We start from the raw sequence: 23,864 nt of genomic DNA, 5'->3' as shown, positions 1-23,864 counted from the left end.
GGCGTGGTTGGACTGAAAGCATTTGCCGAAAGCTCCCAGTTGGCAGCATTTTTCGCCGCAAGTGCCAGGTCCGGGCGCAGAAGATGGTGCGACTCAGGCCTGGCTATCGCTGCGTGTCGCGAACGCGGCGAGTGGGGCCGGGCGTGCGGGCGACTGCACCCGCAGCCGGCCCATCTGTGCAGCACGCACCCCCGTTGCCGCCGCCATCACCTCCGCCCCGGCAAGCTGGCAATAGCGCCCCTGGCAGCGCCCCATACCAACACGGCTGAGCGATTTGGCGCGGTTCGCCTCAGACCCGGAGAGAGGCAGGGTCGCGCGCAGTTCGCCGGCCGTGACGCCCTCGCAGCGGCACAGGATTGCATCGTCCGGCAAGGCACGGACCATGTCCGCAGGCCATGGGAAGGCATCGGCGACACCTTTGGCAAAACGGCGCAAGCGACGCGCGCCCCGCAAGTCGCGCGCGTAGCCGCCCATGTCCATCTGGTATCCCAGATCGGCAAGGCAGGCGCGCGCCGCGAGTCGCCCGCTGATTTCTGCGCCGTCGGCCCCGAGCAGCGATATCCCGTCACCCGCGAGATACAGCCCGTCCGCGGCGCGGCCCGCCTCGTCCGTTTCGGGAAGCCATTGCGCCCAGGTATTCGACCACTCGAACGAGGCCCCCGCGAGGTCGGCGAGGGCCGTCTCGGCCCGCAAGTGCCAACCGAGCGCCACCGTGTCACAGGCCGTGCGCTGCATGCGACCGCGCGCATCGCGCCAGTTGATTGCTTGGGGGCCAGTCCCCTCACCCTCGATAGAGGCAAGCGTGACGCCAGCCTTGTAGAGGCGCCCCAAACGCGCGCGCATGCGCAGCCCGCGCAGCGTGACGAAGGGACGAGCCAGCGCCATCCTCGCGCCACCCCTGACCTGTGCGCGCCACGGTGCGGTCTCCAGAACCGCCGCCACCTCGGCCCCCGCGTCGATCAGTTGCGCGGCAACCAGCGTCAGCAGCGGGCCGGAGCCCGCCAGAACCATGCGCCGTCCGAGTGCCACCCCTTGCGCCTTGAGCGCGATCTGCGCGGCCCCCAAGCTGTAGACCCCCGCCATCTGCCACCCGGGTACGGGGGCGAGCCGGTCCGTTGCCCCGGTCGCAATGATCAATCTGTCATAAGGCAGCGATATCACACCGGTCGGTCCCAGCACCTGCGCGACCCCGTCATGCAGACCCAGAATGCTGCATTCGGGGTGATACTCGACCTTCCGGTCGCGCACAAACCCATCAAAGACGTCGTGCAATCGTCGGGCCTTGCCCGCCTCCGAACCATAGAGCGTGCCCGGTGGCCGGGTAAATCCCTCGGGCGGGCGCCGATAAATCTGCCCCCCCGCCCGCGATCCTTCGTCCACGACGGTCGGGCACAGCCCGGCAGCAACGAGCGTCTCAGTAGCGCGGATACCCGCAGGGCCCGCGCCCACGACTAGAATGCGGGTCATGGCAAGGTTCCGGGCCAGTCGTCCGATGGGGATGAACGCAGGCGCATCCCCGCGCGCAACGGGGTTGAACAAGCCCGCAGGCGCGGACCGTCCTCCTGCCACAGCCAGCAATCCTGGCACGCCCCCATCAGGCAGAATCCCGCCCGCCGCTCGGGTCCGAATTCCGCCGCGCGCAAATCAGGTAACGCAGCCAGTACGGCGGTCAGCACCGTGTCGCCGTCCAGCCCTGAATATGCCGCCCCGTCAAAGCGGAAGACCAGCGCTGCGCGGTCCGTCTCGGCCAGCCGCCTTACGCGGCCTGCACTTGGGACGCCGCCCCTCATTCCGCAGCCTCGGCATGGGCGCTAGGGTGTGGGATATCAGGAAACCGCTTGCGGGTTTCGGCGTAGGCGGCGTTCACCCCCTCTGCGCCCTTGCGCGCCTCCATCCGGCGAAAGACCTCTGTCTTGACGAAAAACCGCCAATGCACAGGCAGGGCCATCAGGATATCGGTCAAACGGGCATAGGCGGCGTCGGTCCATTGCGCCTCATAGGCGTCACGCTCCGACCCGAAATGGAAATGTCCATCATGCCCGCGCGCCTCGCCGCGCAACGCAGCGGTCGCGGTCTCGTCGACCTCACCGCCTTGCATGACAACGCCGTAGTCACGGCGCGCGGCCTCTTCCGAAACGTGACCGCGCGCCACGTCCTGCGCCACACGCCATGTCTCGCGGCTCATCGGGTCGCCGCGTCCGCCCCCACCTGCCGAACGGATGGAAAGCACATCACCGGGCTGCAAAATGGCCGTGTCAGCACTGCCCATGCGCCGCGCATCCGGTGTGCCGGGATTGACCACCATTTCCGCCAGTCCAGCCGCGCGCCCCCCCAGAACACCCCAGGGGCGAAAACGCGAGCGGTCGCGGTTACGGGCAGTGATGCGCGTGTCAGGGGCGAAAACGCGAAAGGCCATTTCCGTTGCCAACCCGCCGCGCCAGCGTCCTGCCCCGCCTGTGTCGGGTGCGAGACCGTACTTGACGAACTCCACCGGCACCTCGGTTTCGGTGATCTCGATCGGCGTGTTCTTGAGATAGGCGGCATCCGCGCCCGAGCCGTTGGTGCCGTCGCGATGCGGCATCCCGCCACCGCCGCCGACCACCGGATTGACCGCCGCGATGACCTTTTGCCCGCTGCGCTCGTCATGGGTCATGACATTCACGATGCAGTTGTTTCCCGCGGGAGCAGCGGGCATCCGCTCGGGGATGGCCTGACTGAACGCACCGAAAATCACCGATCGCAGCCGCGCGCAGGTCAGCGACCGCATCCCCACGGCCGCCGGCGCAACCGGGTTGAGCACCGTGCCCTCGGGCGCGATACAGGTGAACGGCCGCGTCAGCCCGGTATTCAGCAAGAGCCGCGGATTGAGCGTGTAGAGGACATAGTAAACCCCGACCAACAGTATGGTATGGCGCGGATCCCCCCCCGAAGGTACGTTGAGAGATGAGCCAAGCTGCGGGTCGGACCCGGTAAAATCCAGCTCGGCGCTGTCGCCCCGAATACGCAGGGTCAAGTGCAGCCGACAGGGATTTGCAAAGTCGCTGTCTTCGTCGGCGTAATCGGCAAACACATAGTCACCATCGGGAACGCCGCGCAGGATCTCGCGTGCCTGCGCCTCGGCCTGATCCTTGAGCGCGGCAACCCCGGAGAGGAAGCCGTCGCCGCCAAATCGTGCCAGCATCGCGTGGACCTTGCGTTCGCCGGTGTTCAGCGCGCCGACCAGCGCCTTGATGTCGCCGATGTTCAGGGCGGGCTTGCGGACATTGGTTTCCATGATACGCAGGATCTGCGCGTCAAAGACCCCCTCGTTGACCAGCTTCATAGGGGGAAACCGCACCCCTTCCTGATGAATTTCGGTCAGCGAGCGCGACAGGGACGCAGGCACCGCGCCGCCCATATCGGTATTGTGTATATGCCCGCCGGTCCATGCCACGATCTCACCATCGTGAAAGACCGGTTTCCAGAGATGGGTATCCGGGGCATGCGTGGCAACATGGCCGGAATAGGGATCGTTGGTAAACGCCACGTCGCCGGGGCGATAATCCTCGACCATGTCGATGGCCCGCCTGTAGCTCAGGCCCGGATACCATGTGGCCCCCAGATCCATCGGCACGGCAAAGGTGTCGCCGTGGCGATCCATCAGCATCACCGTGAAATCCTGTGTCTCCTTGACGAAGGCGGAATGCGCCGTGCGATGCAGCGTATGCGCCATGTTTTCCGCAGCGGCACGGGCATGGTTGGCCAGCACCTGAAGGGTCATCTTGTCAGACATGGGGCTCACTCCGCGAATTCGAGGTGGATATTGAGATGCCTGTCAACGTGGGCGCGTGCGCCCTCCGGAATGGCAAGCGTGGTATCCTCCTGACAGACCACGGCGGGGCCGTCGAAGGTGGCGCCGGCCATGAGATCGGCACGCTCGAAGAGCGGGATATGGCGCGCACCGTTCAGATGCACCTGCACTTGCCGGGCGGGCATGGCGTGGGCGGTCGTCGTGATTGCCTCGGCAAAGTCCGGCTTGGGCGTGACGCCGATCGCCGAAAGCCGCAGGTTCACGATTTCGATTGCGCCCGCCGGGTCGTCGAAATCGTATATCCGGCGGTGCGTCTCATGGAATGCCGTCGCCAGCCGGGCCGGATCGGAGAGCCAATCCGGCTCGAGCGCGGTCTCGATCTCATAGCTCTGACCGGCATAGCGCATATCGGCCGAAAGCCGGATCTGTGCCGCGCCAACATGGCCCTGCGCCTTGAGCCAGGCATCTCCCTCTTTCTGCAAATCCGCGAGCGCAGCGCAAAGTTGGCGGGGGGCGGTGGCGTCGAGATCGGTGAAAACCGTTTGCAGGAAATCGCCCCGCATATCCGCGACCAACCCTCCGAGCGCCGAAACAACGCCAGGTCTGCGAGGCGCCAGAACGCGCGTCATGCCAAGCTCACGCGCGAGGAAGGCACCCAGCATGGGGCCGCCGCCGCCAAACGGCATGAGCGCATAGTCGCGCAGGTCGACGCCCGCGCGCGAGCCCAGTTTCTCGACCTCCACGAACAGTTCGGACACGGCGATGTCGAGAATGGCTTGCGCGGTTTCCTCCACGCTGCGGCCCATCGGCCCGGCAATCCGGGCCACCGCGTCGCGGGCGAGATCGCGGTCGATGCTGAGTTGACCATAGGCCATTTCAGCCTGTCCCAGCCAGCCGCAGACCGCCATCGCATCGGTCACCGTGGGGGCCGTGCCACCACGCCCATAGCAGGCCGGTCCGGGGCTGGAGCCCGCCGAGTCTGGCCCGACACGCAGCACGCCGTGGCTATCGACGCTGGCGATCGAGCCGCCGCCGATCGCGATGGAACTGACCGACACCGAGGGGATATGCAGGGGAAAGTCGCCGATCCGCTCATCGGTCCCGAACTGCACCTCGCCATCGACGATGAGTGCAAAATCGGCCGAGGTTCCGCCGATATCAAGGGTCAGAACATGCGACTCTCCGGCTTGCCGCGCCAGCCAGGCTGCCCCCATCACGCCCGACGCAGTACCCGAAAGCAGCATCGACACACAGTCCCGGCGGCCCTGATGCGCGCTCATCAAACCGCCATTCGATTTGGTCAGCAAGGCGCGCGCTGGCACGCCCCGGCCCGCCAGACGATCCTCCAGCGCGGACAGGTAGCCAGCCACGCGGGGGTGAACATAACCGTTGAGAATAGCGGTCGAACTGCGTTCGTATTCGCGGATCACCGGCCACACCTCAGAGGAAGTAAAGACGAACAGATCGGGGGCCTCGGCCTCGATCGTCGCCTTTACCGTGGCCTCCTGTGCTCCGTTGCGCCAACTGTGCAGAAACGAGACGACAATGCCATCGGCACCGGCCTCTTGGGCCTGCCTCACTGCATCGTGGACAATTTCGGGTGTCGGGGCAACCGGCTCGCTGCCGTCCGCGCGCAGCCGCACCGGGATACCAAAGACCCGATCACGCGGGATCAAAGGCTCTGCCCGGTGGCAGAACAGCGAATACATCTCAGGCATTCCCAGGCGCGCCAGTTCGATCACGTCCTCAAAGCCCTGATTGGTGATGAGCGCCAATCGCGCGCCCTTGCGTTGAAGGATCGTGTTGATGCCCACCGTGGTTCCATGCACGAACCGGGTCACAGCGCCCGGACCGAGCCCTTCACGCTCTTCCAGCAGATCGAGCCCTGTCAGCAACTCGGCCCCCGGATCATCGGGGGTGGTCAGCACCTTGAGCGACGCGATGCGGCCACGACGGGTGTCCAATGCGCAGAAATCCATGAAGGTGCCGCCGATATCGACACCGATCTTCCAATCAGCAGGGGCGGTGTTGCCATCCATCTCTCTTCGATCCTTTCCGGTCATTTGCCGGAACTCGACCAGATCGGGCGCGCGACGTCCAAGACGGATAGAACAGCGGTGTATAAGGTGGGCTTATGTCTCGACGAGCGGGGTGGCATGTAACAGCTTGCGCATGGCCTCTTCGGCGCGCGACAACGTCTTGTCACGTGCGGTCAGGAGAGACACCGGCAAGCCAGGCGCATCCCTCAGCGGAACCGCCACGATGCCGGGAAACTGCGCCCAGGGCAAAAGCGCATCGACCAAGGCGACGCCCAGCCCGGCGCGCACGAACCCGGCCGCCGATATCGAGCTGTCAATCTCGATCTGCGGCGCAAAGATGCCACCGCGTCGGCGCTGGGCCATGTCCAGTTCGTCATGCGGTCGGGTCTGGCTGCGATAGGATATGATCGTCTCGTCTTCCAGATCGGAGAACCCCACCTCTTGCACGCCTGTCAGCCGGTGACCCTCCGGCAAAAGGCAGCAAAAGCTCGTAGTGCCGATATGTTCCACGGCTATATCGGGGGGCAGATCGTCATCGAGCGCAAGGGCCATGGAAGCATCACCAGTGCGCAGAAGGTCCACCATCGCGGCAAGAGGGGCGACATGCGTGCGCAATACGACATCCGGATGCTCGCTACGGAACGTCCTGAGCGCGCGGGGCAGCAGGGACATGCCAGGCGGTGGCGAGGCCGCGATCCGCACCAGCCCGGCTCGGCCAAGCCGCAGATCCGAAGTCTTGCGGCGTAGCCCTTCCAGACCGGCAAACAGGCGCTCAGCCTCTGGATAGAGCTCAAAAGCCTCGGGCGTGGGGCGCAACCTGCCCTTTTCGCGATCAAAGAGGGCAAAGCCAAGTTGCGCCTCCGTATGAATCAGAATCTGGCTGAGCGCGGGCTGCGATATGTTGAGAAGCCGTGCCGCCCCGGTCACGGTTCCGGCCCGCATGACAGCGGTAAAGACTTCGAGTTGGCGTGCGCGCATCCCGCTTCTCCCATAGGTCAGGCTTATATGGTGCCATGTTTCCCGACTTTGACACAACCGGGTTAGCAGGGTCTGATGGTTCAAATTCCTTTGTCAAAAGGGGCATGGCGGCATGGATGTGATCGTTCTGGGTGGCGGTCTGATGGGGACGGCCTCGGCCTTCTTCCTCGCACGCCGCGGCGTCCGGGTGACACTGATCGAGCGTCGCCGGATTGGCGCGGGAGCGACCGTGGCGTCCTTTGGCAACATCCGGCGCAGTGGACGGCATTTGGCGCAATTGCCCCTGGCTGCCCGGTCTCTCGCGATCTGGAACGAGGCGCAGACGCTGTTGGGGCGCGACGTGGAGTTTCGCGCGACCGGGCACCTGCGGCTGATTTTCGACGCGGACGGGTTGGACGACATGCGCAGCTATGCGCGCGCCGCACGGGCCAACGATCTTGCGCTCGAAGAACTCGGGCCCGACGACCTCCGCCGCCGCTTTCCGGGGCTTGGCCCGGACGCCATTGCCGCGTCCTTCTCGCCAAGGGACGGATCGGCCAATCCGCGGTTGGTGGCCCCGGCCTTTGCCGACGCGGCGGCGCGCGCCGGGGCCTGCATCATCGATGAGGCTCCGGTTCTGGACATGCGACAGAGTGAGACCGGCTTTGAGGTGAAATCGGCCAAGGGTGTTCACAAGGCAGCGGTGTTGCTCAATTGTGCAGGTGCCTGGGGCCGGGAGGTGGCAGCGCGGTTCGGCGAAGAGGTGCCGCTTGGCACATGGGGGCCGCAAATGGCCGTGACAGAACCGGTGCCCTATCGCATCTCACCTGTGGTCGGCGTCTGGAGCCGGGCGCATGGGGCTTATCTGCGGCAGGTCGAACGCGGCAACGTGGTGTTTGGCGGCGCTGTCGCGCGCGTTCCGGTGGCACCTGATCCCGGTTTTGCCCAAGCCGATCCGTCCTCTCTGCCCGCTCAGGTGGCGGCTGTGCTGAAGCTGGTTCCGGCACTGGGCGATGTCGCGGTGATCCGCCAGTGGTCAGGCTGCGAGGGCTACGTCGCCGACAACCTGCCGGTGATGGGGGCCTCTGGCACGACACCGGGATTGTTTCACGCTTTCGGGTTCTGTGGGCACGGTTTCCAACTGGGCCCCGGTGTCGGCGACGCCATGGCCGAATTGATCGCCACGGATCGGTGTGCGACACCGTTGGCGGATTTTTCCATCACCCGTTTCGCGGCATGAGATTAGAACTCTGCCACCTTGCCCCACTGGCCCTTGCCAAACCGGCCGAGGCGGTACTGGGCGGTTTCGCAGATCGGGGCGCGTCCGAGGACCATGTCGGCCACCAGATGCCCAACACCTGGTCCGATGCCGAACCCATGCCCCGAGAGGCCCGCCGCCAGCACGAGACCGGGCGTCCCGATATCGGCGTCGATCACCGGCACACCGTCCGGTGTGCTGTCGATATATCCCGCCCACTGCGCCTGGACCGGAATATTCCTGAGTGCGGGCAACAGGCTACGCGCACGCTTGAGCGTCAGCTCAATCAGCGCCTTGCTGGGGCGGGGATCGAGGACGCGGCTGCGCTCCATCGGTGTTTCGCGATCGAAAGCCCATTCCTTGCGCGTTTCGAATTCTGCGCGCCAAGCCTGCGCCCCGCCGGGGCGCAGTGCGCGCCAACGCTTGGCGAATATCGGCAGGAAATGGCGTGCCCCGGCGAGCGCCCCCGGCGTGGGGTCGAGATTGGCCAGTCCCGATACCGCCAGCGTATGCGCGCCGTCGCCACGGCGCGTGACCGACACGGCGGCGGTGTGCAATGCGCGGGGCAGCCCTTCGGCCCCCGGTGCCACGGACAATATCGAACTGCGCACCGCGGCCTGCGGAAACCCGATGCCGTGACGATGCAGAAAGCTGCTGGCCCAGGCACCTCCGGCCATGACCACCACGCGCGTCCGGATCGTGCCGCGCTCGGTAATGACGCCCGAAACGGCACCGGCCTCGGTTTCCAGCCCGCGCGCCGCGCAACCCTGCACAACCGTCCCGCCATGCGCCATGATACCTCGCGCGATCAGCGGTGCCGCGCGCGATGGATCGGCGACGCCATCGCTTGGCGACCAGACACCGCCCTGCCAACACTGACCGGTGGCTGCACCGTGTTCGGTGGCCTCTTCAGGGGTCAGCATCCGGGTATCGACACCTTCACCGCGGGCAAATCGGCCCCATTTGGCCCAGCCTTCGATTTCGTCAGGATCGTTGGACAGGTAGAGCAACCCGCAGCGTCGAAACCCGAGATCAGCACCGATATCGGCGCTCATCTCCTCCCAGAGCGCGAGGCTACGGGTGGACAGCGGCAGTTCCCGGGCATCACGATTTTGCTGGCGGCACCAACCCCAGTTGCGGCTCGATTGTTCCGCACCTATACGGCCTTTCTCGAGCAGAACGACGTGCTGCCCCGCGCGGGCAAGCCAGTACGCGGCGCTGACGCCGACAATTCCGCCGCCAATGACCACACAATCGGCCTGGTCGGAAAGCTCCGAATGGGTTTCGATCTCAAGCAGTGGAGCAGGCATGATTTTCCCATGTGTTTTTCGAAACCTAGCTGTAGGATTTCAGCTATTTGTGCCGCATCTGTAGAGGTGGTCGGCAGATCGTTTCGTATTTGTGATACCGGGTGTACCAATCGCCTCCGGCTTCGCGTGTCGCGCCGTTACATCCAAGGACAGGACCGATGAACAACCTGCAGAAGCTTGACCGAATCGACATTCGCATACTGGCCGAGTTGCAGCGCAACGGCCGCATCACCAATGTCGAATTGGCCGATCTCGTTCACCTGTCGCCCTCGCCTTGTCTGACCCGCGTGAAGAAATTGCAAAAATCCGGCTATATCACCGGATACTCGGCGCTGATCAACGTGGCCAAGCTGGGTGAGACGCTGACCGTGTTCACCGAGTTCACGCTGAAGAACCACCGGCAAATAGATTTTGCCCGTTTTCAGGAATCGCTGGAAAAGATCGACAACTGCGTTGAATGTCACCTGATTTCCGGCGGCTACGACTATCTGGCCAAGTTCGTCACCGCCGGGATCAGTGACTATCAGGAAATCATCGAAGAGCTGATTGACCGCAACTCGGGAATAGATCGCTATTTCAGCTTCGTGGTGATGAAGACCCCGTTCATCAAGCGGCAGCTGCCGTTGACCCGGCTCTTCACAGAGACCGAGTAACAACCAGCAGGCCGGCGCCTCAGCGGTCCGAAAACGCGGCCAGTAGTTCTGGATCCTGTTCCAGGCCAGCGAGCCAACCGGTATCGAGCTGCGGCACCGACGATATCAGCAGCCGGGAATAGGCATGGGTCGCGTCTTGGGACATCCGTGCAGCCGGCAAGGCCTCGACCACCTCACCCTTGTACATGACGAGTACGTCGTCGCAGATCGCCTCGACGGTGGAAAGGTCATGGCTGATGAACATGTAGCTAAGTCCCAGTTCACCTTGCAGCTCCTTGAGCAATTCGAGAATCGCGGCCGCCACCACGGTATCCAAGGCCGAGGTGATCTCATCGCAGAGGATCAGTTCGGGCTCGGCGGCCAGGGCGCGGGCAAGGTTCACGCGTTGCTTTTGCCCGCCCGACAGCTCGGATGGGAGCCGGTGGCGCAACGCCGACGGCAGGTGGACCATATCCAGCAACTCGATCACCCGCTTGTCAGCGACGTCGCCGCGCAGACCCTTGTAGAACCGCAGCGGGCGCGCAATTATGCTGCCCACGGAATGCGCCGGGTTCAGTGCCGTGTCGGCCAATTGAAAGACAATCTGTGCGCGGCGCAGTTCCTGCTTGCTACGTTGACCCAGGGATGGCGCGAGCGTGTGCCCATCCAGCAGCACTTCGCCCCGATAGGCCGGCAAGATGCCGGCAATGGCCCGCGCCAGCGTCGACTTGCCGGACCCCGACTCGCCGATCACACCCAGGTTGCGCCCGCGATAAAGCTTGAAATTCACGTCGCTCATCACCTTGGCCAGCGGTTCGCCATCCTTGATGGGACCGTATCCGGCATAAAGGCCCCGAACTTCGAGTATCGGCGTCTCGGCTTCCGCTTCGACATCCTTCACGGCGACATGTGGCACCGGATCGAAAGCGGCCAGAAGCTCCTTGGTATAGGGATGTTTGGGCGCGCTCAGAATCTGCTCGGTCGTGCCTTGTTCCTGGATCTCACCATTCTTGAGCACCACGATGCGATCCGCGATCTGGGCGACAACGGCTAGGTCATGGCTGACATAGACGCCGGCCATGCCACCTTCCTCCATCACGCGGCGAAAGGCGCGCAGCACCTCGATCTGTGTCGTCACATCCAGCGCGGTGGTCGGTTCATCGAAGATCACCAGTTCCGGATCGCCGATCAGGGCCATCGCCGCCGACAGCCGCTGAAGCTGTCCGCCCGATACCTGGTGCGGGTAACGCTCGCCGATGGTGTCGGGATCGGGCAGCGCAAGCGCGCGAAAGAGACCGCGGGCGCGTTCCTCGGCCTTGGCGCGCGGCATCAGGTCATGGATGCGGGTTGTCTCCACCACCTGGTCCATGATCCGTTTGCTCGGATTGAACGCGGCCGCTGCCGATTGCGGGACATAGGAAATCTCGGTGCCGCGCAGCTTGGCGCGCTGGCTTTCGGTCATTCCCGTGACATCGTGCTCCCCGACGCGGATCGTACCGCCCTCGATGGAACAGCCACGGCGGGTGTGACCCATGAGCGAGAGCGCGATCGTCGTCTTGCCCGACCCGGATTCACCAATCAGGGCCAGGATTTCTCCGGGCGCGATGTCAAAGTCCACGCCACGAATGATCTCGACGTTGCGGCCCGAGTCGGTGACGGCGCCAATCTGCAGGTCGCGGACGGAAACGAGAGGTGTGTCTGTCATCATTCGGCCCTGTCTCTGATCTTCGTGGGTAGGTTGTCGATGAACATGTTGACCGAGATGGTCAGTGACGCGATGGCGATGCACGGAAAAATCACCGCCGGAGCACCGAGGCTAAGCCCCTCGATGTTCTCGCGCACCAGAGCACCCCAATCGGCGTGAGGAGGCTGAACACCCAGACCAAGAAACGACAGGCCCGACAACACCAGAACAATGAAGACGAACCGCAACCCGAAATCGGCAAGCACCGGGCCGAGGATGTTGGGAAATATCTCGAACATGATCATGTAAGGCGTGCCCTCGCCACGGGCACGGGCAACGGTCACGAAATCCATCGTGTTGATGTTCACCGCCAACGCCCGGGCAAACCGGTAGGCCCCCGGCATGTAGATTGCCGCTAGCGTCAACACCAGAACCGGAATGGATGACCCAACGGCGGCCACCACCACGAGACCGAAGAGCAACGAGGGGATACCGTTGAACGCATCCAGAAGCCGCGACAGCAGCGTGTCGAACCAGCCGCCGATCACCGCCGCGATCATCCCGAGGATGACACCCAGGGTGCAAGCTAGCGTCACCGCCGCCAGTGCGATTCCCACCGTATAGCGTGCGCCCATCAAAACCCGCGAAAAGATGTCCCGGCCCAGATAATCGGTACCCATCCAGTGTTTGGCACTTACACCGCTGAAATAGTCCCAGTCGACGATCTTGCCTACCGGGTAGGGCGTGAGCCAGTTTCCGACCAGCGCGACGATGGCCCAGAAAATGATGATCGCGATGCCGATTCGCCCCGTCCAACCAAAGGAATATCCCAGATTGCGCGGCGTCGGCAGACGGAGTTTGCGGGGTGTGATCGTGGGAATCGTCATCACTGGCGCAGCCTTGGGTTCGAGAGGATTGCGATCATGTCCGCCAGTGTGATCAGCGTCAGGTAGCTGACGCAAAAGACCATCGCGCAGGACTGGATCAGCGGCAGGTCGCGGGTGGCGACGGCGTCCACCATAAGCTTGGCAACGCCCGGATAGTTGAACACGGTCTCGACGATGATCACCCCGCCGACGAGATAGGACAGCGACAACGCCACCGCGTTGGCAATGGGACCAAGCGCGTTGGGAAGCGCGTGAACCAGGACCATACGCGGTCTCGACGCCCCTTTGAGCAGGGCCATCTCGACATAGGGGGTTTCGATCGTTTCGATCACGGCTGCTCGGGTCATGCGGATCATCTGGGCCGAGACGACAAAGCTCAGCGTGATGACAGGCATGGCATAGGCTCGCAGCATCGCGCCGATGCTGTCGACATTGACACCGTAGCTGAGTGCCGGCAGCCAGCCCAGCCAAACGGCAAAGACCAGAACGGACAGGGTGGCCACCATGAATTCCGGCACCGAGATCACCGAAATCGTGGCCACAGACACCGCCCGGTCCAGCCAAGAGCCGCGAAACATCGCCGCGATGATGCCAAGGGTGAGTGCCACTGGCACGCAGATGACGGTCACGATCCCTGCAAGGCGCAGCGAGTTCTGCAATCGCCCCCCCAAGAGATCGACCACTTCGATGTCGTTGACGTAAGAGCGCCCCATATCGCCCGTGGCGAGCCCCACCAGCCAACCAAGAAAGCGCTGAAATGCCGGCTCGTTCAGCCCCATCGCCTCGCGTAGCCCGGCAACGGCTTCGGGTGTCGCTGCCTGTCCAAGCAGGATCTGGGCGACATCGCCGGGCAGCATTTCCGTCGCGAAGAACACCGCGAAGGAAACGATTATGAGCGTTATGAATGCGATCCCGAGACGCTGCCCGATGAGACGCCATGTCGTGGTTGACCAGAGCATGGGGCACCCCCTTTTCAGGAATGGAAATGGCCCGCGCATGTTGCCATGCGCGGGCGCCCGTTGGCAGTGGAATTATTCGTCCAGCCAGACGTATTCCGCGAAGGCATAGCCCATCAGGTTGCCCAGAGGATTGGGACGTAGCCCTTTAAGCTCGCTGGCGATCCCATCGATGTTTGAGATATAGGCAGGGATGATCGTGCCCGCCTCATTGGCGACCATCTCCTGCATCTCCCAGTACATGTCGGTCCGCTTGGTCTCATCCAGCAATCCGCGTGCCTCGATCAGCATGTTGTCGAACTTCTCGGATTTGTACTGGCTTTCGTTCCAGGGCGCCTCGGAATGATAGAGCAGCGAGAACAGGATGTCCGGCGTTGGGCGCGGGTTGATGTTGCCGAAATGGACCGGCGCTTTCAGCCAGTAATTCGACCAGTACCCGTCAGAGGGCACGCGCTGAACATCGAATGTCATGCCGATTTCAGATCCTGCCTGCTGCACCACTGTCGCCATGTCGATCGAGGCGTTGGCGGCATCGGATGCGACAATCGGGATTGTCTGTCCCAGAACGCCTGCCTTCTCAAACAGTGCGCGTGCGCGTTCTGGATCATACTCACGGGGCTGCAACTCGGTGTTGTGATAGCGGTTGGCGGGAGAGACCGGCTGGTCGTTGCCGATCTCGGCCAATCCACGCAAGATCGATTTCTGGATCAGTTCGCGATTGACCAAGTGTTTCATGCCCTCGATGAACCCGGCCTTCGCTCCGGGGTCGATGTCCAGACGAATATTGAGATTTGTATAGTTGCCGGTCGTGGTTATTGAGGTGCCCACACCCTGCTGACCTTCCATCATCCGCAAAGAACGTGCATTGATCGCACCCGCGAGGTGGATGTCGTCAGACAAAAGTGCATTGACCCGGGCATTGTTGTCGGAGATCGCAAAGAACTCGAAACTGTCGAGATAGGGACCCGTTGCCTTGAAGTAGTTCGGGTTGCGAGCCGCGATAGAGCGAACGCCCGGCTCGAACTCTTCGAGCACGAATGCGCCGGTGCCGTTTCCCTTGGAGAAATCCGTGGTGCCGTCGGCAACAATCATGAAGTGGTGCAGCGACAGGATGGTCGGCAGGTCGGCATTGGGTTCGGTCAGGACGATCCGGACGTTCAGATCATCGACCGCGGTGATTTCGGCCATCTGCTTGGCGATGGAGTTCACCTTGGAACCGACTTCCGGGTCGAGATGACGCTTGAGCGAGAACACCACATCGGCCGAGCTCAGCGTCTTGCCGTCATGGAAGGTGACACCGGATCTCAGCTTGACGTTCCAGGTCTTGGCATCGCTCGATTCGATCGACTCGGCCAGTTCCATCTCGACTTCGCCGGCCTCATTCAGAAAGGTCAGGCGGTTATAAAGCGCGCAGCAGCGCGTATAGTCGGTCGACAGCGACGCCTTGGCCGGATCCAGCGTGTCGGCGGTAGATGCCGACCAGCCCGCGGCCTTCAGGTGCCCGCCGCGCTTCGGCGTGGCTGCGACCGCCTGAGTGGCCCGCATCAAGAGACCGCCGCCTGCGCCAAGGGCCACGCCCGAGCCCATGAGCATTTTCAGAAGATCACGGCGCGATGCACCGCGGCGGATCGCCTCTTCGACCATCGCGTCATCGCGCGCGGTCCAGTTGTTCGGAGTATCGTTGGTCATGTCTGTGTTCCCTGTGTCAGTTGAGGTTGGTGGTTCAGTCGAGACCCCATCCGGTTCTTTGTGCCGGGTTCGGCCGGGGTTGCGGGCTCAGGTCACGGCCGCACGTTCTGTTGCGTCGGCCAACTCCATGAGCGATCGGAAATGGTAGTCGGGTTCGGTGAATGCCTCGGGCTCTATCGTGGCGCCATAGCCCGCTTGCCCGTGGCGGCGTTCTATCCAGACATTCGTCATGCCCAGCCGTCGCGAGATACCGATATCGTGGTACTGACTTTGCGCCGTGTGCAGGATGTTGTCAGCCGTGCCGCCGGTCGCTTCCACGTGGGCAAACACCTTGTGGAAAAAGGCCGGGGCCGGCTTTTCGGTGCCGGTATCGTCCACGGTGAACCCCGCCCAGAACGGAAAACCCAGTTTTGCCTCGTATTTCTCAAAGGCCCAGCGGCGGGCATTGGTCATGGCGATCAGCTTGTAGTGCTTGCCAAGCCGGGCCAGTGCCTCTGCACTGTCGGGAAATGGGGACGCTTCTCCCACTGCGTCCACCACGCGGGCGCGCAACTCGGCCGTATCGGGCAGGCCAAACCGCGCGGCGATCCGGCTGTAGCAACGACCCAGATCATCCGGGAACAGGCCGGCATCAGGCTCATAGCGTGCCGCACGATAAACCGACAATGCCTCTTCGCCATCGAGATCGACACCAGCCTCCCGGGCGATGGCCGCCATCGCGCCGGTGATCGCAGCTTCGAAATCTATCAGCGTACCCACCACGTCAAAGCTCATGAAGGCGAACGCGGTCAAAGGTTTTGTCATCGTTTCTGTTGTCATCCGACGCTACCTTTTCTTCTCATGTCCCCTTCGGGGGAAGGGGCACCGCCCCGTTTGATTGATCATCGCCCGCCGGACGAAGGCCGTGACGTCGAATTCTGTTGACGCTGCGGCAGATTCTTTCGTTTTGCGGGGGCGCGCGGCGAGAAATGCCGCGCCCCGATTGCGGCCTAGTACCCTTGCTCCCTGTCCACGAGACCTGGGATTGCAGAGCCGTAACGGGTGGCGCGGATCACGGCCAACGCATGACGCGCACCCTCGACCGCATCCGTTTCTGCCGCGGTGTGCGGTGTTATGATGACCCTTGGATCGGTCCATGCCCAATGACTCTGCGGCAATGGCTCGGGCTCCGTCACGTCCAGCATCGCGGCCCGAAGGCGTCCTGCATCAAGCGCGCTGCGCATTGCCTCCATATCAAGCTGCGCGCCGCGCCCGGCATGGACGAGCGCCGCGCCCTCGGGCAGTGACGAGAAGACGTCGGCCCCGAGCAGCCCGCGCGTTTCGTCTGTCAAAGGCAGCAGACAGATCAGCAGGTCGGTCCGGCCGAGAAACGCGGCAAGATCGGCATGGCCGTAGACCTCGATATTGTCGACGGGGTGGCCAGACCGGCTCCATCCCGCGACGTCAAAACCCAGCGACGAAAGGCTCGCCGCCGCCGCACGCCCGATCCGGCCCAGCCCCATGATGCCCACGCGGCCCGCGCTGGCCGGGCGCGGGGGATGCGTGCGCCACTCACCATGCGCGCCCTGCTCCAGATAGCGCGGCATGTCGCGATGCAGCATCAGCGTCGCCATCAGCACCCAGTCGCGTACCATCGCGTCGATCCCGGGCGCCAGTGTACGGGCCAGCGCGACGTCGGGCGGCAGGGCCGGCATCTGATCCACGCCTGCGCCGGTGCTGATCACCGCCCTGAGATTGGAATAACGGCCGACGTCAGCCGGGGGCGTCCAACAGGCCAGATGCGTGATGGCGGACGGATCCTGCACGGCATCCTCGCCCACGACCAGTTCCTCTCCGGCGGCGTCGAAAATTGGCCGCCACGCACGGGCGCGCTCAGGCGGCCCCAGCAGCAAAAGCGTCATGAGCGAAGCACCTCGCGGATTTCAGGGTCCTCCAGTGTCAGGTCCAGTAACTTGCGCGTGCGCTCGACGATCCGGTCGATCTCGGCGTCCGTACAGCACAACGGCGGGGCATAGCCCAGTACCCCCTGCGCAAAGGATCGCAGGATCAGCCCCTGCTCCCATGCGCGATCAAAGAGCCGCGTCGCCGCGTCCAGCGCGGCGGGCAGAGGTGTCTTTTCTTCCTTGTCTGTGACAAGTTCGACCGCCGCCAGCATGCCGCGCCCGCGCACGTCGCCCACCAGCGGATGGTCGGCCAAACCCGCCAACCCTTGCTGCAAGCGGGCGCCCTGAATGCGACCGTTCTCCAGCAGCCCACCCTCGTAGAGCTTCAGTATTTCGAGCGCCACAGCGGCTGAAACAGGGTGCGCGGAATAGGTAAATCCATGCCCGACGGCCTTGGTGCCCGCTCCTTCGGCGATGGTCTGGTAGACATGCTCGCTCATCAACACCGCGCCCATGGGCACATACCCCGAGGTCAAGCCTTTGGCGACGGTCATCAGGTCGGGCACGATGCCTTCGTCTTCGCAGGCAAAGAGCGGCCCGGTCCGGCCAAACGCCGTGATCACCTCGTCGGCGACAAAGAGGATGCCGAGTTCGGTGCAGGCATCGCGCATCGCCTTGATCCAGCCCTTGGGCGGCACGAGAACCCCGCCAGACCCCTGAATGGGCTCGACATAAAAGGCGGCAACCCGTTCGGGGCCAATTTCCTCGGCCTTGGCACGCAAGGCCGCCACCGACGCAGAGATTATGGCCGCGTCATCCGTCCCCACCGGGTTGCGATAGGCGTAGTGCGACGGGATCTTGTGCTGCCAGTCATGGGGCAGCCCAAAGCCGTCGTGAAACACCGGCAGCGCCGTCAGGCCAGCGCCCGCGGAAGTCGAGCCGTGGTAGCCTTGCGCGACCGAGATGAACTGATCGCGTTCCAGCTGACCTCGAGCGTGCCAGTAGTAACGGATGAAACGGATCGTGCTGTCCACTGCGTCCGACCCGCCAAGGCAGAAATACACGTGATCCAGATCACCGGGTGCGCGCTCGGCCAGTTCGGCGGCGAGGCGAATCGGCGCCTCGGCGCCCAGATCGAAATAGCCGGTGGCATAGGGCAAGTCGCGCATCTGCGTCGCAGCGGCCTGAACCACGCTTTCATGCCCGTAACCCGCGTTGACGCACCACAGACCGGCAAAACCGTCGATCAACTCGCGCCCTTCGCTGTCTGTCACGGTAGCCCCGCGCGCCGAGCGGAGCACGCGCACGCCGCGCGCCTCATGCCCGTGGAAGGAAGAGACCGGATGGACAAGGTGCCGACGGTCGAGTTCGACGAGGGAGTTTGTGAGCATGATCGTCTCCGGTAAAATTATCCGAGCGCCTGAGACACAAGGGCGAAGGTCTTGAATTCAGCCGCAGGGGCCACGCCGGGATCGCAGACCATCGCGGTGCCGCCCCCCACATGTGCCAGGCCCAGTGGCGTCACGAAATCCGACAGCCCCGCTGCCTCGGGCAGGTCGATACGCAGGAACGTGCCTGCGTTGCGCAGCACTCCCTCGGCGATCAGCGAACGCGCAGTTGCCGCGTCACGCGCAACCACGGGGCCGATCACACGCCCGCGCCCAAAATCTCGCAAAAGTGCAAAGCCGCCCTCGGCCAGCAGCACTTCGCCCTCAGCCGCGATCCTTTCGAGCAGTGCGCGACGGTCGAGACCGGACGCCGCATGGTCCATTTCCGCCAGCCGCGCCACATCCTGCGCAGTGCCATCCCGCACCGGAAATTCAGGGACGGCTGTCTGCGCGATACCCTGATGCTGGAAAATCCGGTGCGTGGCGCGAAAGCCCAGCTTTTCATACAGCGGCAACCCCTCGAGGGTGGCAACCAGCCGCATTTCCGATCCCCGCGCGAGGTCCATTGCCGCCGCCATAAGCCGCCGGCCAAGGCCGCGTCCGCGCATCGCCTCATCCACGATGATCATGTTGATGAGCGCGACCGCGCCGAAATGGGTGCAACACGCCGTCCCGACAACGCGCGTGCCATGCAGCGCCACGACCCCTTCAGAGACCGCGAGAGCCAATGCCCAATCGTCTTGCGTGTGTGGCCAACCCACCTGTTGCGAGAGGTGCAACGCCTCGGCCACATGGTCGGGCGCAAAAGGGCGGATTTCCATCCCCGATCCAAGCGTGGGTTGCGTGGAAGCGTCTGTCATGAACTCACTCGTCTTGTTGTCGCTTTCACGATAGGGCGCGTGGGTCGGCATGTTGCGCCTGAAGCGTGATCGGTGCGGCAGTTTTCTTTTGCGTCGCCCCGCGTTCGCCGCACGAAATGCTGCCTCTACCCGGCACAGGCCCGACCGAGGGCCAATAGCATGTCATGGCAGGCCCGAAGCTCGGGCAGGGTCAGGTATTCCTCGGGCCGATGTGCGCGGGCGATGTCGCCGGGACCGCAGATGATTGCCGGAATACCCGCCTGCTGAAAAAGCCCTGCCTCCGTCCCGAAACTCACGGCGGCGGTCGCGAGATGACCGGAAACCTCAGACATGAGGGCGGCCAGCGGATGCGCGGCATCGAGGGCAAGGGGCGGATAACTGGAGAGCCACTCCGTATCGACACCGCACTTATCGGCGGCGGCCAGGACCGGGGCGAGCAGCGACCCGGGATCGGTCCCGGCGATGGCGCGGGCCTCGATCTCTGCCTCGGCCCGATCCGGAATGATGTTGAGCGCCTGCCCGCCTGTGACCGTGCCGACTTGCAGGCTGGACCATGGTGGCGCGAACCGGTCATCCCGTGGGCCACGTGCCTGCAACTCGCGCGCCTGTGCCTCGGCAGCGACCAGCGCAGGCAGCAGCGCGTGAATCGCGTTTCGCCCCAGATCAGGACGCGAGCTATGGCCCGCCACGCCCGTCGCGCGCAAACGCAGCGCCGCCTTGCCCTTGTGCGCGAGCACCGGCACCAGCCCCGTGGGCTCTCCGACGATGCAGCCAAGCGGCGCCGCGCACAACGCTGGCAGCTTGGCGATCAGGTGTGGCACACCTTTGCAGCCGGCCTCCTCGTCATACGAGAGGGCAATATGAATGGGGGTGGCCGGAGCCATCGCCGCCAGATCCGGTGCGACGGCAAGGACAGCGGCAACATAGCCCTTCATGTCACACGCCCCACGCCCGATCAGCCGATCGCCGGTCTGGCGCAGGGTGAACGGGTCGGCGTGCCACCCGGGTTCCTCGGCCGGGACGACATCGACATGACCCGACAGGATATAGCCGGGGCGCGTCGCGTCCCCGATCGTGGCAAATAGGTTGGCACGGTCGCCTTCCGGCCCGACGAGGATGCGGCAGGAAATGCCGTGCCCGTCGAGCCAATCCGCGACCGCCTCTATCAACGACAGGTTCGGACGCCCGACAACCGTGTCGAAGCCGACAAGCTGGGCGAGCATCGCATGGGGTGTGCGGGCAAAGGCCATGGTGGCTATGTGTCCTTTTGTCAGATGGCGCGCAGGCATGTTTGATCCTGCACCGAAGCAAGACGGGAGGGGCATTGCTTCGTGCGGTTCCAACGGCACCTTTTGCCGGATCCTGCCCTTACAACGCGATATCCTGCGGCAAGCCCGTCAAACGCGGCAATCCATTCCGCCGCCGAACAGCAAGGATGAAGGCATCGCAGACGCTTTGGAGACCATCATGACCTTCCGCCCCAAGTTCATCACTTTTGACTGCCACGGCACCATGATCTTTTTCGACATGGCCGGCGCGGCGCGCGATCACTACGGTGAGACGCTATCACCCGAGGCGATGGAGGTGTTCATCCGGGATTTCGCGGCCTACCGGCTCGATGAGGTTCTCGGGGCATGGAAACCCTATGCCGAGGTGGTGCACAATTCGCTGGAACGGACCTGCAAGCGCAACGGCGTGGCGTTCGATGCGGATATCGCGACGGCGATCTACCATCGTGTGCCGACATGGGGGCCGCATGCGGACGTCCCGGCAGGCCTCGCCAGGATCGCGGACAAAATCCCGTTGGTGGCGCTGACAAATGCGATGAACAGCCAGATCCCACACAACATCGCCAATCTCGGCGCACCCATTGCCCATGTCTTCACCGCCGAGGATGCACAGGCGTACAAGCCGCAGATGCGCGCGTTCGAGTATATGTTCGATCAGCTCGGGTGCGGGCCGGAGGACGTGTTGCACGTATCGTCGAGCTTTCGCTACGATCTGATGACGGCGCACGATCTCGGCATCACCCACAAGGCATGGGTAAATCGTGGCCATGAACCGGCCAATCCGTATTACGGTTATACCGAGATCCCGGATATCTCCGGGCTGCCCGCCCTGGTCGGGCTATAGGCCAGGTAGAGACGATCATGAAATACGAATCCTACTGGCACGATACCGCCCCCGCCTTCGACGCCGGACACCAAGGCCCGGTCGAGGGCCGCTTTGACGTGGCGGTGATCGGCGGCGGCTTCACTGGGCTGAGCGCGGCGCGTCGACTGGCGCGCGCGGGGGTATCGGTGGCGCTGCTCGAGGCAGAGCATGTCGGGGCTGGCGGGTCGGGCCGCAACGGTGGGCACCTCAACAACGGCATGGCGCACAGTTATGCCGCGGCCAAGGCGCATCTGGGGGCAGAGCGCGCCCACGCGCTCTATCAGGCTTATGACCGCTCGATCGACATGATCGAGGATACCATCGCCGAGGAACGAATTGCTTGCGACTTTCGCCGTTCGGGCAAGCTCAAGCTGGCGTCGAAGCCAAGCCACGTCGCGTCGCTGCGCGCCAATTGCGCGTTGATCGCGCGTGAAGTCGATCCCGAGGCGCGTTGGCTGGAACCTGACGCGCTGCGCGCCGAGATAGGATCGCGCGCATTCCACGGTGCCTGCCTGCAACCGAAATCGGCAATGATGCATATGGGGCGCTATGTGTCGGGGCTGGCGCGGGCGACGGCCGAGCACGGGGCGCTGATCTGGGAGAACGCACCGGTGACGGGGCGGCGCAAACAGGATGGCCTGTGGAGGCTCGACACCCCGCGCGGCCATCTGCACGCGGAGCGGATCATCGCCGCGACAGGCGCCTATGCCGGTGCGGTCAAGGGGGCGCCGCTCAAGCCCTTTTGCAGGCGTATCATATCGGTCGGCTCGTTCATCGTGGCGACGCGCCCGCTGACCGACGCAGAGGTCGCAGCGACCTTGCCCGGCAATCGCACTTGCGTGACCTCGATGAATATAGGCAATTATTTCCGCCTGTCGCCCGACAACCGCCTCATCTTTGGTGGTCGCGCACGGTTTTCAGCCAGTTCCGACCAACGCTCGGACGCAAAATCGGGCGAGATTCTGCGCGCCGGGATGGCGCGGATATTTCCGCACCTTGCAGATATCGAGACCGACTATTGCTGGGGTGGCCTTGTCGGGATGACCAAGGACAGGTTTCCCCGCGCCGGCGAATTGGACGGCATGATCTACGGCATGGGCTACTCCGGGCATGGCGCGCAAATGTCGACCCTGGTAGGTGCGTCGCTAGCGGACATGGCCATGGGGCACCCGGATGCCAACCCCTTGGCCGGTCTGGACTGGCCCACCGTGCCGGGATATTCTGGGCGTCCGTGGTTCCTGCCTTTGGTGGGGCTGTGGTTCTCGATGAAGGATCGGCTATCGTGATGCTACTGCCGGTTAGCCCAGTGAATGGGCGGCAAGCCCAAACATCCTCGGGCCGCTTAGCGAGCGGCGCTGGTTGCCCAGATACATCTCGGTGACCGTGTCGTGGACACCCATTCCGGCCGCTGACAGAAATGCACCGAACTCTTCGCATTCGGCTGGCGTATCAAGACGGACGAAATCACCCTGACTGCGCTGAATGAGCGGCGCCGCAAGCATCATGGCCATGCTCTCGGTTTCGGCGACGAGCGGCCCGATCACCCATCCCCGCCCGAAGCGTCGGCGCAGCGCGAAGCCGCGTATCTCGTCCCCGGATTCGACCACCATCCCGTCGGACAGATGCAGCAGCGCCGCCATCGTGTCATCACGCGCCGCTCCATAAGCGTGCGTGTCCAGTGCGCGAATTTGCGTCGCATCAGCGGGTTCCATGGGACGCAAATCAAGGCCCGGCACAGGCGCGGGCCGGTGGATCTGCCGGGTCACGCCCTGATGCTGCCAGATCGTGCCGAGCGGAACAAAGCCCGCTTCCTTGTAGAGCCGGTACCCTTGGCGCGTCGCGCTCAGCCGCAGATCGATGTCGGGACAGTCGTTCATCACCCTGCGCAACAACCAGCGCCCGGTGCCCATCGTCTGAAGACGGGGCGCAGTGACCATCATGCCCAGCATGGCAAAATCGCTTCCCGCCCGAAAGCACATGGCAGACCCCATCGCGCGCCCGATTTCATCAATCGCCAGATAGCCTTCGCCAAGCGAGATGAGCATGTCGAGATCGCGACGACGGTGCGCCCAGAACACTCCAACCGTCAATTCGTGCAAAAGCGTGCGGTCGGCAGGGCTGATCCGGTGCGCCGTGGCGATGAACTTGTCCACGCGAAAGCTGTCGCGCAGGGTATTGTCCGCCTCCTGCGCGTTTTCGTCTTCCGTCGGTTCGCCGAATTGTCTCGCCATATGTTCGCAAGCCTCTGTTTTTTCGTTGCTATGGCGCCTCAGGCCGGGCCGCGCAGCGTCTAATCACATCTCCTGCACAGTATCGACCATTCGTCACGGTTTTTTCTGCGGTTTCTAGCCCGGATACCACAGCATATGCGCTTTCA

20 protein-coding genes are annotated in these 23,864 nt (G+C 63.8%); 4 read left to right on the top strand and 16 right to left on the bottom strand.

Features of this window, described 5'->3' with window-relative positions; all coding sequences use genetic code 11:
* Positions 1–93 precede the first annotated feature (93 nt).
* From AC13D8_RS06220 to AC13D8_RS06200, 5 genes are all read right to left on the bottom strand, one after another.
* Complete coding sequence (locus tag AC13D8_RS06220) at positions 94–1,467, bottom strand: FAD/NAD(P)-dependent oxidoreductase (RefSeq protein ID WP_482968121.1); 1,374 nt, start codon at positions 1,465–1,467, stop codon at positions 94–96.
* Positions 1,464–1,790, bottom strand: a complete 327-nt coding sequence (locus AC13D8_RS06215; protein ID WP_482968120.1) for a (2Fe-2S)-binding protein — start codon at positions 1,788–1,790, stop codon at positions 1,464–1,466. Before AC13D8_RS06215 ends, AC13D8_RS06220 begins: the two co-directional genes overlap by 4 nt.
* Entirely contained in the window at positions 1,787–3,772 is a 1,986-nt protein-coding gene (locus tag AC13D8_RS06210) for a hydantoinase B/oxoprolinase family protein (RefSeq protein WP_482968119.1), read from the bottom strand. The genes AC13D8_RS06215 and AC13D8_RS06210 overlap by 4 nt, the downstream gene beginning before the upstream one ends.
* Positions 3,773–3,777: 5 nt before the next feature.
* Positions 3,778–5,829 (bottom strand): hydantoinase/oxoprolinase family protein, encoded by a 2,052-nt coding sequence (locus AC13D8_RS06205; RefSeq protein ID WP_482968118.1) that lies wholly within the window; start codon positions 5,827–5,829, stop codon positions 3,778–3,780.
* Positions 5,830–5,922: 93 nt separating this feature from the next.
* Positions 5,923–6,807 carry a LysR family transcriptional regulator gene (locus AC13D8_RS06200; protein ID WP_482968117.1) on the bottom strand — a complete coding sequence of 295 codons (885 nt, stop codon included), beginning with the start codon at positions 6,805–6,807 and terminating at the stop codon, positions 5,923–5,925.
* 112 nt (positions 6,808–6,919) lie between these two features.
* Between AC13D8_RS06200 and AC13D8_RS06195 the strand changes: the two genes are divergently transcribed.
* A complete protein-coding gene (locus tag AC13D8_RS06195; RefSeq protein ID WP_482968116.1) occupies positions 6,920–8,026 on the top strand; it encodes an NAD(P)/FAD-dependent oxidoreductase in 1,107 nt (368 codons plus the stop codon).
* A gap of 2 nt (positions 8,027–8,028) precedes the next feature.
* Here the strand turns inward: AC13D8_RS06195 and AC13D8_RS06190 are convergent, their stop codons facing one another.
* On the bottom strand, positions 8,029–9,354 hold the full coding sequence (locus AC13D8_RS06190) for an NAD(P)/FAD-dependent oxidoreductase (protein ID WP_482968115.1): 1,326 nt from the start codon (positions 9,352–9,354) through the stop codon (positions 8,029–8,031).
* Positions 9,355–9,512: 158 nt separating this feature from the next.
* On the opposite strand from AC13D8_RS06190, the gene AC13D8_RS06185 reads away from it, so the two are divergent.
* Entirely contained in the window at positions 9,513–10,007 is a 495-nt protein-coding gene (locus AC13D8_RS06185) for an Lrp/AsnC family transcriptional regulator (protein WP_104017857.1), read from the top strand.
* A 19-nt stretch (positions 10,008–10,026) separates the two neighbouring features.
* On the opposite strand, the gene AC13D8_RS06180 is transcribed toward AC13D8_RS06185, so the two are convergent.
* The 9 genes from AC13D8_RS06180 to argE all read right to left on the bottom strand — a co-directional run bounded on the left by AC13D8_RS06180 (position 10,027) and on the right by argE (position 20,583).
* Positions 10,027–11,691, bottom strand: a complete 1,665-nt coding sequence (locus AC13D8_RS06180) for an ABC transporter ATP-binding protein (RefSeq protein WP_482968114.1) — start codon at positions 11,689–11,691, stop codon at positions 10,027–10,029.
* Positions 11,691–12,557, bottom strand: a complete 867-nt coding sequence (locus tag AC13D8_RS06175) for an ABC transporter permease (protein ID WP_129432330.1) — start codon at positions 12,555–12,557, stop codon at positions 11,691–11,693. The genes AC13D8_RS06180 and AC13D8_RS06175 overlap by 1 nt, the downstream gene beginning before the upstream one ends.
* Entirely contained in the window at positions 12,557–13,516 is a 960-nt protein-coding gene (locus tag AC13D8_RS06170) for an ABC transporter permease (RefSeq protein ID WP_482968113.1), read from the bottom strand. Before AC13D8_RS06170 ends, AC13D8_RS06175 begins: the two co-directional genes overlap by 1 nt.
* A gap of 72 nt (positions 13,517–13,588) precedes the next feature.
* Positions 13,589–15,202 carry an ABC transporter substrate-binding protein gene (locus AC13D8_RS06165; protein ID WP_482968112.1) on the bottom strand — a complete coding sequence of 538 codons (1,614 nt, stop codon included), beginning with the start codon at positions 15,200–15,202 and terminating at the stop codon, positions 13,589–13,591.
* Between the two features lie 87 nt (positions 15,203–15,289).
* A complete protein-coding gene (locus AC13D8_RS06160; protein ID WP_482968111.1) occupies positions 15,290–16,006 on the bottom strand; it encodes an HAD-IA family hydrolase in 717 nt (238 codons plus the stop codon).
* Positions 16,007–16,191: 185 nt separating this feature from the next.
* On the bottom strand, positions 16,192–17,103 hold the full coding sequence (locus AC13D8_RS06155; RefSeq protein ID WP_482968110.1) for a 2-hydroxyacid dehydrogenase: 912 nt from the start codon (positions 17,101–17,103) through the stop codon (positions 16,192–16,194).
* The gene (locus AC13D8_RS06150) at positions 17,100–18,476 is read right to left on the bottom strand and encodes an aminotransferase class III-fold pyridoxal phosphate-dependent enzyme (RefSeq protein ID WP_482968109.1); all 1,377 of its coding nucleotides are present in this window, start codon (positions 18,474–18,476) and stop codon (positions 17,100–17,102) included. Before AC13D8_RS06150 ends, AC13D8_RS06155 begins: the two co-directional genes overlap by 4 nt.
* 17 nt (positions 18,477–18,493) lie before the next feature.
* On the bottom strand, positions 18,494–19,333 hold the full coding sequence (locus AC13D8_RS06145) for a GNAT family N-acetyltransferase (RefSeq protein WP_482968108.1): 840 nt from the start codon (positions 19,331–19,333) through the stop codon (positions 18,494–18,496).
* Between the two features lie 125 nt (positions 19,334–19,458).
* Positions 19,459–20,583, bottom strand: a complete 1,125-nt coding sequence (argE, locus tag AC13D8_RS06140) for an acetylornithine deacetylase (RefSeq protein WP_482968107.1) — start codon at positions 20,581–20,583, stop codon at positions 19,459–19,461.
* A gap of 217 nt (positions 20,584–20,800) precedes the next feature.
* Between argE and AC13D8_RS06135 the strand changes: the two genes are divergently transcribed.
* Both AC13D8_RS06135 and AC13D8_RS06130 read left to right on the top strand, forming a co-directional pair.
* The gene (locus AC13D8_RS06135) at positions 20,801–21,466 is read left to right on the top strand and encodes a haloacid dehalogenase type II (RefSeq protein WP_482968106.1); all 666 of its coding nucleotides are present in this window, start codon (positions 20,801–20,803) and stop codon (positions 21,464–21,466) included.
* Between the two features lie 17 nt (positions 21,467–21,483).
* On the top strand, positions 21,484–22,773 hold the full coding sequence (locus AC13D8_RS06130) for an NAD(P)/FAD-dependent oxidoreductase (protein WP_482968105.1): 1,290 nt from the start codon (positions 21,484–21,486) through the stop codon (positions 22,771–22,773).
* Between the two features lie 12 nt (positions 22,774–22,785).
* Here AC13D8_RS06130 and AC13D8_RS06125 read toward each other — a convergent pair whose 3' ends face one another.
* A complete protein-coding gene (locus AC13D8_RS06125; protein WP_482968104.1) occupies positions 22,786–23,640 on the bottom strand; it encodes an N-acetyltransferase in 855 nt (284 codons plus the stop codon).
* Between the last annotated feature and the right edge of the window lie 224 nt (positions 23,641–23,864).

It is taken from the genome of Roseovarius sp. B-10 (assembly GCF_056859295.1).
The sequence above is the reverse complement of the archived record's forward strand: the minus strand, read 5'-3'. Positions and strand labels throughout refer to the sequence as shown.

Coding starts and splice junctions, on each gene's coding strand:
- AC13D8_RS06220 (WP_482968121.1), bottom strand. CDS start 1,467: ATGACCCGCATTCTAGTCGTGGGCGCGGGCCCTGCGGGTATCCGCGCT.
- AC13D8_RS06215 (WP_482968120.1), bottom strand. CDS start 1,790: ATGAGGGGCGGCGTCCCAAGTGCAGGCCGCGTAAGGCGGCTGGCCGAG.
- AC13D8_RS06210 (WP_482968119.1), bottom strand. CDS start 3,772: ATGTCTGACAAGATGACCCTTCAGGTGCTGGCCAACCATGCCCGTGCC.
- AC13D8_RS06205 (WP_482968118.1), bottom strand. CDS start 5,829: ATGGATGGCAACACCGCCCCTGCTGATTGGAAGATCGGTGTCGATATC.
- AC13D8_RS06200 (WP_482968117.1), bottom strand. CDS start 6,807: ATGCGCGCACGCCAACTCGAAGTCTTTACCGCTGTCATGCGGGCCGGA.
- AC13D8_RS06195 (WP_482968116.1), top strand. CDS start 6,920: ATGGATGTGATCGTTCTGGGTGGCGGTCTGATGGGGACGGCCTCGGCC.
- AC13D8_RS06190 (WP_482968115.1), bottom strand. CDS start 9,354: ATGCCTGCTCCACTGCTTGAGATCGAAACCCATTCGGAGCTTTCCGAC.
- AC13D8_RS06185 (WP_104017857.1), top strand. CDS start 9,513: ATGAACAACCTGCAGAAGCTTGACCGAATCGACATTCGCATACTGGCC.
- AC13D8_RS06180 (WP_482968114.1), bottom strand. CDS start 11,691: ATGACAGACACACCTCTCGTTTCCGTCCGCGACCTGCAGATTGGCGCC.
- AC13D8_RS06175 (WP_129432330.1), bottom strand. CDS start 12,557: ATGACGATTCCCACGATCACACCCCGCAAACTCCGTCTGCCGACGCCG.
- AC13D8_RS06170 (WP_482968113.1), bottom strand. CDS start 13,516: ATGCTCTGGTCAACCACGACATGGCGTCTCATCGGGCAGCGTCTCGGG.
- AC13D8_RS06165 (WP_482968112.1), bottom strand. CDS start 15,202: ATGACCAACGATACTCCGAACAACTGGACCGCGCGCGATGACGCGATG.
- AC13D8_RS06160 (WP_482968111.1), bottom strand. CDS start 16,006: ATGACAAAACCTTTGACCGCGTTCGCCTTCATGAGCTTTGACGTGGTG.
- AC13D8_RS06155 (WP_482968110.1), bottom strand. CDS start 17,103: ATGACGCTTTTGCTGCTGGGGCCGCCTGAGCGCGCCCGTGCGTGGCGG.
- AC13D8_RS06150 (WP_482968109.1), bottom strand. CDS start 18,476: ATGCTCACAAACTCCCTCGTCGAACTCGACCGTCGGCACCTTGTCCAT.
- AC13D8_RS06145 (WP_482968108.1), bottom strand. CDS start 19,333: ATGACAGACGCTTCCACGCAACCCACGCTTGGATCGGGGATGGAAATC.
- argE (WP_482968107.1), bottom strand. CDS start 20,583: ATGGCCTTTGCCCGCACACCCCATGCGATGCTCGCCCAGCTTGTCGGC.
- AC13D8_RS06135 (WP_482968106.1), top strand. CDS start 20,801: ATGACCTTCCGCCCCAAGTTCATCACTTTTGACTGCCACGGCACCATG.
- AC13D8_RS06130 (WP_482968105.1), top strand. CDS start 21,484: ATGAAATACGAATCCTACTGGCACGATACCGCCCCCGCCTTCGACGCC.